At 71.7% G+C, this 13,016-nt stretch carries 12 protein-coding genes; 7 read left to right on the forward strand and 5 right to left on the reverse strand.

The genetic code is table 11. From position 1 onward, the window contains the following. Positions 1–16 precede the first annotated feature (16 nt). The 4 genes from CHC05_RS18315 to CHC05_RS18330 all read right to left on the reverse strand — a co-directional run bounded on the left by CHC05_RS18315 (position 17) and on the right by CHC05_RS18330 (position 3,573). Positions 17–895: a hypothetical protein gene (locus CHC05_RS18315; RefSeq protein ID WP_089250307.1), complete on the reverse strand. Its 879-nt coding sequence runs from the start codon at positions 893–895 to the stop codon at positions 17–19. A 123-nt stretch (positions 896–1,018) separates the two neighbouring features. Next, positions 1,019–1,504: a methylated-DNA--[protein]-cysteine S-methyltransferase gene (locus tag CHC05_RS18320; protein ID WP_089250432.1), complete on the reverse strand. Its 486-nt coding sequence runs from the start codon at positions 1,502–1,504 to the stop codon at positions 1,019–1,021. Positions 1,505–1,534: 30 nt separating this feature from the next. Continuing rightward, positions 1,535–2,086 carry a hypothetical protein gene (locus tag CHC05_RS18325; RefSeq protein ID WP_089250309.1) on the reverse strand — a complete coding sequence of 184 codons (552 nt, stop codon included), beginning with the start codon at positions 2,084–2,086 and terminating at the stop codon, positions 1,535–1,537. 32 nt (positions 2,087–2,118) lie between these two features. Further along, entirely contained in the window at positions 2,119–3,573 is a 1,455-nt protein-coding gene (locus tag CHC05_RS18330) for a CCA tRNA nucleotidyltransferase (RefSeq protein WP_089250311.1), read from the reverse strand. 102 nt (positions 3,574–3,675) lie between these two features. On the opposite strand from CHC05_RS18330, the gene murJ reads away from it, so the two are divergent. From murJ to CHC05_RS18365, 7 genes are all read left to right on the forward strand, one after another. Then, positions 3,676–5,406 (forward strand): murein biosynthesis integral membrane protein MurJ, encoded by a 1,731-nt coding sequence (gene murJ / locus CHC05_RS18335; RefSeq protein WP_089250313.1) that lies wholly within the window; start codon positions 3,676–3,678, stop codon positions 5,404–5,406. Between the two features lie 294 nt (positions 5,407–5,700). Continuing rightward, a complete protein-coding gene (locus tag CHC05_RS18340) occupies positions 5,701–7,269 on the forward strand; it encodes a protein kinase family protein (RefSeq protein ID WP_089250315.1) in 1,569 nt (522 codons plus the stop codon). Positions 7,270–7,312: 43 nt separating this feature from the next. Further along, positions 7,313–8,020 carry an RNA polymerase sigma factor SigM gene (gene sigM / locus CHC05_RS18345; protein WP_089250317.1) on the forward strand — a complete coding sequence of 236 codons (708 nt, stop codon included), beginning with the start codon at positions 7,313–7,315 and terminating at the stop codon, positions 8,018–8,020. Further along, the gene (locus CHC05_RS18350; protein WP_089250319.1) at positions 8,017–9,012 is read left to right on the forward strand and encodes a hypothetical protein; all 996 of its coding nucleotides are present in this window, start codon (positions 8,017–8,019) and stop codon (positions 9,010–9,012) included. Before sigM ends, CHC05_RS18350 begins: the two co-directional genes overlap by 4 nt. A 120-nt stretch (positions 9,013–9,132) precedes the next feature. Next, the gene (gene trxB / locus CHC05_RS18355; RefSeq protein WP_089250321.1) at positions 9,133–10,086 is read left to right on the forward strand and encodes a thioredoxin-disulfide reductase; all 954 of its coding nucleotides are present in this window, start codon (positions 9,133–9,135) and stop codon (positions 10,084–10,086) included. Positions 10,087–10,185: 99 nt separating this feature from the next. Then, positions 10,186–10,509 carry a thioredoxin gene (trxA, locus tag CHC05_RS18360; RefSeq protein ID WP_089250323.1) on the forward strand — a complete coding sequence of 108 codons (324 nt, stop codon included), beginning with the start codon at positions 10,186–10,188 and terminating at the stop codon, positions 10,507–10,509. A gap of 131 nt (positions 10,510–10,640) precedes the next feature. Beyond that, positions 10,641–11,819 carry an N-acetylmuramoyl-L-alanine amidase gene (locus tag CHC05_RS18365; RefSeq protein WP_089250325.1) on the forward strand — a complete coding sequence of 393 codons (1,179 nt, stop codon included), beginning with the start codon at positions 10,641–10,643 and terminating at the stop codon, positions 11,817–11,819. Positions 11,820–12,536: 717 nt separating this feature from the next. On the opposite strand, the gene CHC05_RS18370 is transcribed toward CHC05_RS18365, so the two are convergent. Then, positions 12,537–13,016 (reverse strand): transposase (locus tag CHC05_RS18370; RefSeq protein WP_144022646.1); only part of this gene is annotated, 480 nt, incomplete at its 5' end.

The following is a 13,016-nucleotide window of genomic DNA, read 5'->3' on the forward strand; positions in this document are numbered from 1 at the left end:
GCCCTTTTTCAGCGTCTTACTTGGCCCACTTGGGCTTCTGACCCACGCGCTTCGCGAAGCCGGACATCGGCTTGGCCGCAGCCGCCTTGCTCACCCGGGCGGAGGCCGCGCCGCTGCCGTCGTTGACGAAGCCGAAGCCCCAGATAATCGTGAACGCGCTGACGTCGAGCAGCACGTGCGCGGCGTTGCCGCTGTTGAAGATGGAGATCACGTCGGGCGTGTCGCCGACCTGGCCGACGCCGGACACCACGTGGTTGGCGATCGCCGTGAGCTTGGTGCTCGCCGCGTAGTTGATGACCGAGGTCACCGGGCGGCTGGCGCCGCCGGGCCAGATGGTCAGGTAGCCGTCGCCGAGGGCTCCGGTCACCGTCACGTTGCCGTGCATGGCGACCGCGTTGAACGCGAGGTCGCCGACGTAGAGGTGGATCGTCTTCCCGGAGAGCAGCCGCCCCGCCGAGTCGAAGTTGCCCGAGGGGTTGACCACGTTGGCGCGACCCTCGGCGGTCTTGGTGTTGAGCACCCGCTGCGGGACGATCGGCACGAGCTGGGTCGCGGTGAACGAGGTGTGCACCATCTCCGGCAGGCCCGGCACGGCCAGGGTCCAGATGTTGCCGAACTCGTCGACGCGGAGCGAACCGACCGGCGCGTCTTCCGCGATCGCGCCCGACGGGGCGAGGTTGAGGGCCGGACCATCCGGGTTGTCGAGCGTGACCATCGGGTCGGTGCCCGCGCCGGTGTTGATGCCCTCGACGATCGGGTCGCCGGCCGCGGCCTGGGCGGGACCCGCGACGGCGGCGCTCACCGCGCCCGCGCCGACCACACCGGCGGCCACGGTGCCGGCGCGGCGCAGCAGGCGGCGACGGCCAAGCGAGGAGTCAGACGTCTCTTTGGACATGGGTGGATCCCCCGTCTATCTGTTGCAGGAGGCTGAAAAGACGGATGGATCATGCAGGGCCGGCACAAGGATCGCCATTGACCGATCGGTCCATCCTTGCGCCCCGAACTAACTGATCTTGTGCTAGGCGGTGGCCCAGGCGCGTTGCCAGGCGACGCCGGCCTCGAGCTCCAGCAGGAAACGCTTGGCGGGCAACCCACCACCGAAGCCGACCAGCTTGCCGCCGGCGCCGACGATGCGGTGGCAGGGCACGACGATGGCGATCGGGTTGCGGTTGCAGGCGACGCCGACCGCCCGGGCCGCGCCCGGATCGCCGACCACCGCCGCCACCTCGCCGTAGGTCTCGGTCTCGCCGTAGGCGATGGTGGTCATCCGCTGCCACACGGCCCGCTCGAACTCGGAGCCGCGCTGCACCGACAGCGGTAGGTCGAAGTCGGTGAGCTCACCGGCGAAGTAGCCGGCCAGCTGCTCGGCCGCGGCCGCCAGCACGCCCGCGGGCGGCGTGAGCTCGACACCCTCGACCGCGCCGAACCGGAGCCGGCACAGGCCGGCGTCGTCGGCCGCCAGGGACAGCTGGCCGACGGGTGAGTCGACGACACTCCACCTCATGACACCCATTCAACCTCGGGGGTACGACATTCAGCGGCGGCGGTAGCCGACCACCAGCACGCCGTCGTCCTGGGTGAGCGCGTCGCCCGCGCACGTCAGCCGGTACGACGCCGCCGGCTCGTCCCGGAACTTCACCCGCGACCCGTAGGCCACGCCGTCTATGTACAACTGGCTCGTCGCGTCGTTGCCGGCCGGGGTGACGACGATCGAACCGGGCCGCAGCTCGTAGCGGAACCGCACCGGACCGGCGGCATCCAGCCGGATCGGGCGACCGTCGGGCGCCGAGGCCGTGAACCGGACCCCGGTGCCGTAGTCGGTCTCACCGGTCCCGTCGGCCCGCAGCCGCAGGATCGTCCCCGCGCCGCCCGTGAAGATCACCGGCTCCGGCAGCGCGGCGACCGGCACGGCCTCGCGGTAGCTGACCACGTCCCACTCACCGACCGGGCAGCGCAGCGCGGCACGTTCGCCGGCCCGCGACGCCTGCACCACGACGATCGCGCCGACCAACAGGAACAGCAGCACCGCGAGCACCACGATCGGCACCCGATAGGAGCGCGGCGCGACGCCGGGGTCGCTCTGCATGCCCGAGACCGTAGCGATCCGAGCGCTCCGTGTCATTCGGGAGCGACGATGCCTTCCGCCCGCGCCCAGCGCAGCAGCTCAGCCTCCGCCTCGTCGCGGTCGAGCGGGCCGTGGTCCAGCCGCAGCTCCTTGAGGTGCCGCCAGGCCCGGCCGACGACCGGCCCGGGTGGCACGCCGAGCAGCTCCATGATCGCGTTGCCGTCCAGGTCGGGACGGACCCGCGCCAGGTCCTCCTCGGCCGCGATCCGGGCGATCCGCTCCTCCAGCGCGTCGTAGTCGGCGGCGAGCTGCGCCGCCTTGCGCCGGTTGCGGGTGGTCACGTCGGAGCGGGTCAGCTTGTGCAGGCGGGACAGCAGCGGCCCGGCGTCGGTGACGTAGCGGCGCACCGCGGAGTCGGTCCACTCGCCGCGGCCGTAGCCGTAGAAGCGCAGGTGCAACGCCACGAGCTCGACCACGTCGGCGATGACGTCCTTGGGGAAGCGCATCGCCTTCATCCGCTGCTTGGTCATCCGCGCGCCGACCACCTCGTGGTGGTGGAAGCTGACCCGGCCGTCGGAGGTGACCGCCTTCGTGGCCGGCTTGCCGACGTCGTGCATCAGGGCAGCGAACCGGAGCACGAAGTCGGGACCCTCGGACCCCTCCAGGCGTACGGCGTTGGCGACCACGATCAGCGTGTGCTCGTACACGTCCTTGTGCTGGGCGTGCTCGTCGATCTCCAGCTTGAGCCCGGAGATCTCCGGGAGGAACCGGTCGGCGAGCCCGGTGTCGACCAGCAGCCGCAGGCCGTAGACCGGGTCGGCACCGCACATCAGCTTGACGAACTCGTCGCGGATTCGCTCCGCGGTGATCCGGTCGAGGTCGGCGGCCATGGCGACCATCGCCGCCCGCACGCCGGGGTCGACCGCGAACCGGAGCTGCGCGGCGAACCGGGCGGCCCGCAGCATCCGCAGCGGGTCGTCGCCGAAGGACTGCTCCGGCGTGCCCGGCGTGCGCAGCACCTCTTCGGCCAGGTCGTCGAGGCCGCCGTGCGCGTCGGTGAAGACGTGGTCGGGGAGGCTGACCGCCATCGCGTTGACGGTGAAGTCCCGCCGGCGGAGGTCCTCGGCCAGGCTCGAGCCGTACTGGACCGTCGGGTTGCGGCTGACCCCGTCGTACACGTCGGCCCGGAACGTGGTGATCTCCAGGCGCAACCCGTCGCGCTGGGCGCCGATCGTGCCGAAGTCCCGGCCGGTCTCCCAGGTCGCCTCCGCCCAGCCCTTGAGCACCGCGAGGGTCTGGTCCGGGTGGGCGTCGGTCGCGAAGTCGAGGTCGTTGCCGAGCCGGCCGAGCAGCGCGTCGCGCACCGAACCGCCGACCAGGTGGAGCTCGTGGCCGGCTTTGGCGAACCGGCGACCCAGCTCGTCGGCGACCGGCGAGACGCGGATGAGCTCCGCCACGGCGGTCTCCTGAGCCTGGGTCAGGCGGCGGGAGGAGGATGTTCCGGACATGGGACCGCCAGCCTATCTGCCTGTCCGGGGTCGCCGACGCCGTGGGGCTGGGTTCGCCAGGTTAGGGTCGGGCGTACGTCGTAACCCTCGACTGGAGGTCCCGTGAGCAGCGGCCTTTACCGCAGCGCGCACGCCGCGCACGGCGACGGCATTGTCCGGGCCGATCCGGTCGACATACCGCCGCCGGCCGGGCCACCGGCGATCGAGGAGCCGTCGTCCGACGGCGGCAGCGCCGCCGGCAACAGCGCGGTCATGGCGGTGGGCAGCCTGGTCAGCCGCGGTACGGGCTTCCTGCGCACGCTGGTCATCACGGCCGCGCTGGGTGCCGCGGTCGGCGACGCGTACACGACCGCGCAGATCCTGCCCGGCATGGTGTTCGAGTTCCTGATGGGCGGCGTGCTGACCAGCGTGCTGATCCCGGTGCTGGTCCGCCGCCGGGACACCGACCGGGACCGGGGCGAGCTCTACACCCAGCGGCTGCTGAGCCTCGTGGTCCTGGCGCTGTTCGTGGCGACCGTGCTCGCGCTGCTCGCCGCTCCGCTGCTCACCCTGCTCTACATCGACGGTGACACACCCGGCGACACCCGCGACCTGATCAACATCCTGGCCCTGCTGATGCTCCCGATGATCTTCTTCAGCGGGCTGTCGGCACTGATGAGCGCGATCCTCAACGTCCGGGGCCACTTCGCCGCCCCGATGTTCACGCCGATCCTCAACAACGTCATCGTGATCGCGTCGTTCGGGCTGTTCATCGGGCTGTACGGCGCCCGCGAGGACCTGAAGACCGGCGACATGAGCGCCACGATGATCCTGCTGGTCGGCGGCGGCACCCTGCTCGGCATCATCGTCCAGGTCGCCGGTCTCATACCGGCGCTGCGCAAGGTCGGCTTCCACTACCGCTGGCGCGGCCAGTGGCGCGAGCTCGGCCTGCGCGAGCTGGCCCAGCTCGGCGGCTGGATGTTCTGCTACGTCGCGGTCAGCCAGCTCGGCCTGATCGTCGTCTTCAAGCTGGCCAACGCGGCCAGCGCCAAGGGCGACCCCGGTCCGCTGATCTACAACAACGTCTTCCTGCTGGTGATGACCGCGCACGGGATCATCGCCGTCTCGATCATCACCGCCCTGCTGCCGAGGATGAGCGCGGCGGCCGCCGAGGGACGGTTCCACGACTTCGCCGACGACGTTTCACGTGGAACACGCACAGTGACGGCGGTCCTGGCGCCGATCGCGGTCTGTTACGCCGTGCTCTCGTACCCCATCTCGGTGGTGCTGTTCCACTACGGCGCGTTCACCGAGGACAACGCGACGTCCACGGGGGTCGTGCTGACCACCGGCGCGCTCGCGCTCGTGCCGTTCGCGATCAGCCAGCTCTTCACGTTCGCCTTCTACGCGCTGCCGGACACCCGCACGCCGGCCCTGGTCAACATCCCGGTCGTCGGGCTGCGGGTGATCGTGCAGGTGGGCCTGTTCCTGGTGCTCTCCACCTCGACCGTGGCGGCGGGCCTGATGTTCGGCAACGCGGTCTCGTACGTGGCCGCCGCGATCGTGTTCGCGATGCTGCTGCGCCGCCGGATCGGCCCCATCGGTGCTGGCCGGATCATGAAGACGTTCGGCAAGGTGCTGGTGGCGGCGGCCGGCGCGGCCCTGGTCGGCTACCTGGTGCTGCTGCTCCTGCCGAACAGCGACTCGGCGGACCGGATGATCGCGATCGCCCGGCTCGTGGTCGGCGGTTCGGTGATCTGCCTGAGCTACCTGGCCCTGGCCATGGCGCTGCGGATCACGGAGGTGACCAGTGTCGTCGGCATGGTCCGGCGGCGGCTGGGGCTGGCCCGTTAACGCTGGTCGCACGGCGGGACACGCGACGCGCCGAACACGAATTCGTACCTTTTTCGGGTTCTCGTCTTGTCGCTGCAAAGGCTGATTTGCTGCCGTTTTCAGTGCTCAAGGGCTCGCATCCGCCGCTGTGAACGGGGGAGCAGGGCCTGTGGAGGTGTGGCCGGTCCCAGGTAAGGTCGCTCCCGACAGATGCGCCGAGCCCCTACGCTATTGAGAGTGGCACCGCCCTTCGGTTCCTCACACGGGGCGCAGCGCGCTGCCCCCGGGTGACTGCGAGACGGCGAGCGAGTCAGCATGACGAGCGAGAACAGCACCGAAGGAGGACCGGTGACCCAGGTCGGCGAGGGCCAGGAGGCCGAAGAGGCCACACCTCCCGTGCTGACCGTCGGTGCGCCGAGGGTGGGCGAGGTGCTCGCGGACCGCTACGAGCTGGCCGAGCACATCAACGACGACGCCGCTGGGCGCCAGGTCTGGCAGGGCATCGATGTGGTGCTCCGCCGCCCCGTCGCGGTCGTGCTGCGCTATCCCGGCGGCGACTCCGCCCAGGAGATGCTCCAGGCCGCGGTCACCGCCAGCCGGGTCATCCACCCCAACCTCGCCGGCGTCTACGACGCGATCGACGAGGGCGGCCGGGCGTACGTGGTGCGCGAGTGGATCGACGGCGAGGCGCTCCGGCAGCTCGTGGTCGACGGCCCGCTCGACGCCGAGCGCGCGACCTCGATCGCCCACTCGGTGGCCAGCGCGGTTGCCGCGGTGCACGCCACCGGCATGGTGCACGGCAACGTCCACCCCGGCACGGTGATGGTCGGCGACGACGCCCGGGTCGTGCTCGCCGACGCCCGCGCGACCGAGGGCGACACCCCCGACACCGACGTCCGCGCGATCGGCGGCATCCTCTACTTCGCGTTGACCGGCCACTGGCCGCACGCCGAGGTCGGCCCCTCCTCGCTGCCCGACGCCGTGCGCGACGGGTCCGGAGCCATCGCCGCGCCGCGGATGGTGCGCGCCGGCGTTCCGGCCTACCTCGACGACCTGACCATGGACCTGCTCGACGACCGGCTGGCGCTGCCGTCGGCCGACGTGCTGGCCGCCGAGCTCGACCGCCTCGACGTGGCCGCCGACGAGCCGTTCATCGTCGAGGCCGGTCCGCTGCGCTTCTCCGCCGTCGAGGAAGGCCTGCCCGAGCAGCCGCCGGCCACCCGGCGCAAGCTGCTGCTGGGTGTGGCGAGCCTGCTGGTCGTCGCCACCCTGGGCCTGTTGATCGGCATCCGTGTGCTGGCCGACCGCGGCGACACCGACGACGGTGCCACACCGGGGCCCGGTTCGGCGGCGACCGCGACCAACGAGCCTGCCGGTGAGACCACCAACCCGCCGGCGCCGAAGACGGTCGCGCTCTCGAAGGACCAGGTCCGCATCGTCGACCCCGACGGTGACCGCACGGAGCTCGGCGACGCCGCGCTGATGGTCGACGGCAAGCGCGACACGGCGTGGGAGAGCGACACCTACAAGAACCTGCCGTTCGGCGACAAGACCGGCATGGGCGTGCTGATCAAGTTCGCCGAGCCGACCGATGTCAGCTCGGTGCAGGTCAACCTGTCGGCGACCGGTGCGTCGGCCGCGCTGTTCGCCGGCCAGGGCGACGCCGGCAGCACCCGGGCGGGCGACAAGAAGGTCGTCGCCGACTACAAGACGCGCATCGGCGAGCCGTTCGAGAACCACGAGGCCACGACGCTGACGTTCCAGGGTTTCCCGCCGGACGTGAAGCACCAATACCTGCTGATCTGGTTCACGAAGCTGCCGACCACCTCGGACGGTCGGATGCGGCTCGAGATCCAGGAGATCACGGTCCAAGCACGGGGCTGAGCTGGGCCACGCGGGGATAGCGCCGCGACGATAAGGTGCAGCCGTGACCCCCGGCCGGCGCGACCCCGCCGACCCCGATCCCCTCGACGCACGAGACGACGAGGCGCTGCTGCGCGCCCACGTCGCGGGCGACCCGGATGCCTTCGCGGAGCTGGTCCGCCGGCACCGCGACCGGCTCTGGGCGGTCGCCCTGCGCACCCTGGGCGAGCGGGAGGACGCGGCCGACGCGCTCCAGGACGCGCTGCTCTCGGCACATCGGGCGGCACCGCGGTTCCGGGGCGACGCGGCGGTCACCACCTGGCTGCACCGGATCGTGGTCAACTCCTGCCTCGACCGGATCCGCCGGCGGCAGGCACACCCGACCGTCCCGCTGCCCGACGGCCACGGCGATCCCGACCGGCCCGGCGGCGTCGAGCCCGCGGCGCCGGTCACGGATCATGACACCGCGCTCGTCGTCCGGCAGGCGCTGGCCCGGCTGCCCGAGGACCAGCGGGCCGCGCTGCTGCTGGTCGACGTGCAGGGTTACCCGGTCGCCGAGGCGGCCGTGTTGCTCGGGGTCGCCGAGGGCACGGTGAAGAGCCGGTGCTCCCGGGGCCGGGCCCGGTTGGCGATGCTCCTGGGGCACCTGCGACCAGGCGGCGGTGGTGCCGGCATGCCGTCCACCACCGCACGGAACCGGTCGACCGGCGGTGACGTCCGATCAGTGTCGGGCAGTCCGGTGCCTGACGTCAGCGGGGAGGGGGTGTCATGAGCGAGGTCGACTTCGATCTGCTGGCCGACTACGTCGGCGGCGCGCTCGACGGCACTCCCGAGCACGAGCGGGTGGCCGCGCTGGTGGCCACCGACCCGGGCTGGGCCCGGGAGCACGACCTGCTGGTGGCGGCGCTCTCGGCGACGGCCGACGACCTGGCCACCTTCGCGGAGCAGACGGCCGAGCCCATGCCCGAAGAGGTGCTGACCCGGCTCCTGGCCGCGCTGCCGGCCCCGGCCGCGGCGGAGTCGGACCGCGCGGCGGCCTCGGACCATGCGGCAGCCTCGGACCGCGCTGCGGCCTCGGACCATACGGCGGCCGCGGATCACGTGCCGGCCGGCCCGCGCGGGCGGCGGGCAGAGTCTCGCGGGCGGCGGGGCGGCGCACGGCCGGCTGGTCGGCCCTTGCGCCACCGGCCACGTTGGCTGGCTTGGGCCGCGCCGGCGCTGGTCGCGGTGGCTGTGGCGGCCTTCGCGGGGTTCTGGATCAGCCAGTCCGTCGGCTCCGGCACGACCGCCACCCAGTCGGCCGGCGGAGCCGCCGACACCGCTGCTCAGGCGCCGAACGCGGCCGGCGGGGACGCCGCCACCCTGGCGATCCCGCGCTTCGCCACCGGCCAGGACTACACGGGTGACGCCGTCGCCCGTGGGTTGGCCGCCGGCTCGGCACGGGCGTCGGTGAAGGCGTTGCAGAGCCCGGGTGTGATGTCGGCCGAGGGCGACCAGCCGGAAGGCGCCAGCGCCAAGGCGGTCGAGCCCGAGCTGTTCCGGCTCAACGGCGCGGCGGCGCTGGCCGTGTGCGTCGACGCGATCGCGCAGGCACACGGTCAAGGGCCGATCACGGTGTCGGCCGCCGACTTCTCCTCGTACCAGGGCCGCCCTGCCGTGATCGTGTTCTTCACCGACTCCGCGGGGGTCCGGTGGGGCTGGGCGGTCGGCCCCGATTGCGGCCCGGGCGGCACAGACGAGCTGTTCCGCACCCGAGTAGGGTGACCGGTAACAGCCCCGGACAGACCGGACGCGCGGCGTGAGGTTGTCCACCCACGGGAATCCTTGGCTCGTACCATGACGTTCTTCCTGGTGCGAGCAACGCCATAACTTCGGGAGACGGCAGTGGACGACGTCCGCAACTTGATCATCATCGGCTCTGGTCCGGCCGGTTACACCGCCGCGGTGTACGCCGCCCGCGCCAACCTGAACCCCCTGGTGATCGAGGGTGTGCAATCGGGTGGCGCACTGATGACCACCACCGAGGTGGAGAACTTCCCCGGTTTCCCGGACGGCATCCTGGGCCCCGAGCTGATGGACGCCATGCGCAAGCAGGCGGAGCGGTTCGGCGCCGAGTTCCTGACCGACGACGTGACCCGGGTGGAGCTGGTCGACAGCGGGCAGCTCGGGTCCGGCGTGACCCAGGCGGTCTACGTGGGCGAGACGGTCTACCGGGCCAAGGCGGTCATCCTGTCCACCGGTTCGGCCTGGCGCCCGCTCAACGTGCCCGGCGAGCAGGAATACCTCGGCCACGGCGTCTCGTCGTGTGCCACCTGTGACGGCTTCTTCTTCCGCGGCATGGACATCGTGGTCGTCGGCGGCGGCGACTCCGCGATGGAGGAGGCCAGCTTCCTCACCCGCTTCGCCTCCAGCGTGACGATCGTCCACCGCCGCGACTCGTTCCGGGCGAGCAAGATCATGGCCCAGCGGGCGCTGACCAACCCGAAGATCAAGGTCGAGTGGAACTCGATCGTGACCGAGGTGCTCGGCGAAGACGGCAAGGTCACGGGCGTGAAGTTGCACAACGTGCACAACGGCGAGGCCAAGGAGCTCCCGGTGGCCGGCGTGTTCGTGGCGATCGGCCACGACCCGCGCAGCGAGCTGTTCCGCGGCCAGGTCGACATGGACGAGAACGGCTACGTCAAGGTGTCCGCGCCGACCACGCACACCAGCCTTCCGGGCGTGTTCGCGGCCGGCGACCTGGTCGACCACACGTACCGGCAGGCGATCACCGCCGCCGGCACCGGCACATCGGCGGCGCTCGACGCCGAGCGGTTCATCGCCGCGCTCGAGGTCTGATCTTCGGCCGGGCGTGAGTCCGGACACGACATGCCGCCGGGCGTTCCCGGAAACTACATACTCGATTCAGCATTCGTTGGCCCGGAGGAGGGTTTACAAGTGGGAGCGACCAAGTCGGTGACGGACGCCAACTTCGTCAACGATGTCCTGCAGGCGGAAACGCCCGTGCTCGTCGACTTCTGGGCCGAGTGGTGCGCGCCGTGCCGCAAGGTGGAGCCGCTGCTCGAAGAGATCGCCGCTGAGATGGGCGACAAGGTGCGGATCGTCAAGCTCAACATCGACGAGAACCCGGAGACGGCGCGCGCCTACCGGGTGATGTCGGTGCCGACACTCACTGTGTTCAAGGGCGGCGAGCCCGTGCAGTCGGTAGCCGGCGCCCGACCCAAGGGTGACCTGGTCAAGCTCATCGAGGCCGCGTTCTGACCCACGCGCAACACGCCCCCGCATCCGCCTGGGTGCGGGGGCGTTCTTCGTCTCACGATCCTTCCGGCCCTGGCCAGGCGGCCACGATAGGCTCCGGAAGCGCGGCTCGTGTCACCCGGAGGAGGTAGTCCGTGCGTGTTGTCCGACGTGGAGACCGTGGTCCCGCGGTTACCGAGATCCGTGGCATCCTCGTCGGCCTCGGGTTGATCCCGGGCGCACACGCCGCCTCCTCGGGCTCGGAGTTCGAGTCCAGCGACTTCGACGACGCCACCGAGCAGGCGGTGCGGGCCTTCCAGCAGAGCCGCGGCCTCAGCGTCGACGGCGCGGTGGGCGCGGAGACCTGGCGGGCCCTGGTCGCGGCCCGCTGGCGGCTCGGCTCGCGCACCCTCTACCAGGCCATCCCGGAGCCGCTGATCGGCGAAGACGTGCGAACCCTGCAGGAACGACTCCTGGAGATGGGGTACGACGTCGGCCGCGCCGACTCCGTGTACGGCGCCCGCACCGCCCACGCCGTGGCCCAGTTCCAGCGTGAGGTCGGGCTCGCACCCGACGGCGCCTGCGGCCCGCAGACCATGCACGCGCTGCGCCGGCTCGGCCGCAAGGTGACCGGCGGGCGCCCGCAGTGGCTGCGCGAGTCGGACGCGTTCCGGCACTCCGGCCCCAACCTGGTCGGCAAGACGGTGATCGTCGACCCGGGCCACGGCGGCCCCGACCCGGGCGTGGTCGTCCCGGAGGGCGAGCTGCGGTGGACCGAGGCGGAGCTGGCGTACGACATGGCGGCGCGGCTGGAAGGCCGACTCGCCGCGGCCGGGATGCGGGTGCACCTGACTCGCGGGCCGGCGCCGGCGGGGGAGCTGACGGACCTCGAGCGGGCGCAGCTGGCCAACGAGCTCGGTGGTGACCTGTTCATCTCGCTGCACATCGACGGCCACGTCAACCCGGAGGCCGACGGGGTGGCGACGTACCACTACGGCACCGACCACGGCGCCGCTTCCACCGTAGGTGAGCGGCTGGCCGGTCTGGTGCAGCGCGAGATCGTCGTGCGGACGGGGTTGCGCAACTGCCAGACGCACGCCAAGACGTGGGAGCTGCTGCGGCTGACCAAGATGCCCGCCGTACGGGTCGAGGTCGGTTATCTGACGTCGCCGCTCGACCGGGCGAAGCTGGTCGACCCGCGCTTCCGCGACCAGGTGGTCGAGGCGGTGGTGGCCGCGGTGCAGCGGATGTACTACCCGATCGACCAGGACGTCCCAACCGGCTCGATCGACGTCCGCGAACTGCGAGCGGCATTGGCGGCTGGCGCGCTGTAGAGCGGTCGGACCTCCCGACCTGAGACCCGGTCGATCGCCGCACCCTCGCGGCGCTCCGCCGACTCGTCGTCGGTCCGGACTGGGCCGCGCGGCCTCGGCCAATCGCGGTGCACAAGGCGCGCCCTCCGCAACCCGCCGTCGGCAATGCCCGCACCGCTTACCCCGGCCTACGGGCCGATCGCCGTGCGCGAGGCACACGCTCCGCAACCCGCCGACGCACCCCCGTCGGTAACCACCGCAGCGCGCTCACCCTTGGCCTGAGGGCCAATCCCCGCGCACGAGGCGCGCCCTCTGCAACCGACCGACGCACTCGCCATCCGAAATGCCCGCACCGTTTTACCCCGGCCTACAGGGCCAATCGCCGTGCGCGAGGCGCGCCCTCCCCACCCGACCGACACACCCGCCGTCGGCAGTGGCCGCGCCGCTCAACCGCAGTCTGCGGGCCAATCGCAACGCAGGAGGCACACGCTTCGCAGCCGGCCAACGCACCCACCGTCGGCAGTGGCCGTGCCGCTCAACCGCGGCCCACAGGCCAAACGCCACGCACGAGGCGCGCGCTCCCGACCCGGCCGACACACCCGCCGTCGGTAGCGGTCGCGCCGGTCAACCATCGCCTCCGGGCCACCACTTGCGGGTGCGCGCCGCGCGCCCGTGGCCTTTCGGGTTGTGTGCCGCGGACCTGGCAAGCGAAGCGATCCCCGGCGGGAGTGTCCTGTGTCAACCCTCGGGTTGTTGATCTTGGTGGAGGAGGGTTTGGAGGGCGCGGTGTCGGTTCGGGTCGTAGGGGGTGTTGGTGGTCCAGCATTTCCAGATCACGGCGAGCCAGGCGCGGGCGAGGATTCTGACGGCGTGGGGGTGGCGGTGGCCGCGGGCGCGGGCGCGGGCGTGGTTGTAGAGGTGCGCGGCCCAGGGGTTGGTGTGGCGGGAGTCGGCGGCGAAGTCGCAGACCGCGCCGCGGAGTTGTTTGTCGACCGCCCAGCGGAACGTGACCACGCGGACCTGTCCTGATTGGCGGGTCGATGGGGTGACGCCGGCCAGGCCGGCCAGGGATGCCGGGGTGGGGAACCGGCCGCGGGCGTCTCCGATCTCGGCTAGGAGCCGGGCGGCGCGGACGGTCCCGGCGCGGGGCAGGCTGGTGAAGATGTCCCGGTCCGGATGCTGTGCGAGGGTGTCGGCGATCTGGGTTTCCAGGGCGTT

The organism is Asanoa hainanensis, assembly GCF_900188485.1.
GTDB lineage: Bacteria > Actinomycetota > Actinomycetes > Mycobacteriales > Micromonosporaceae > Asanoa > Asanoa hainanensis.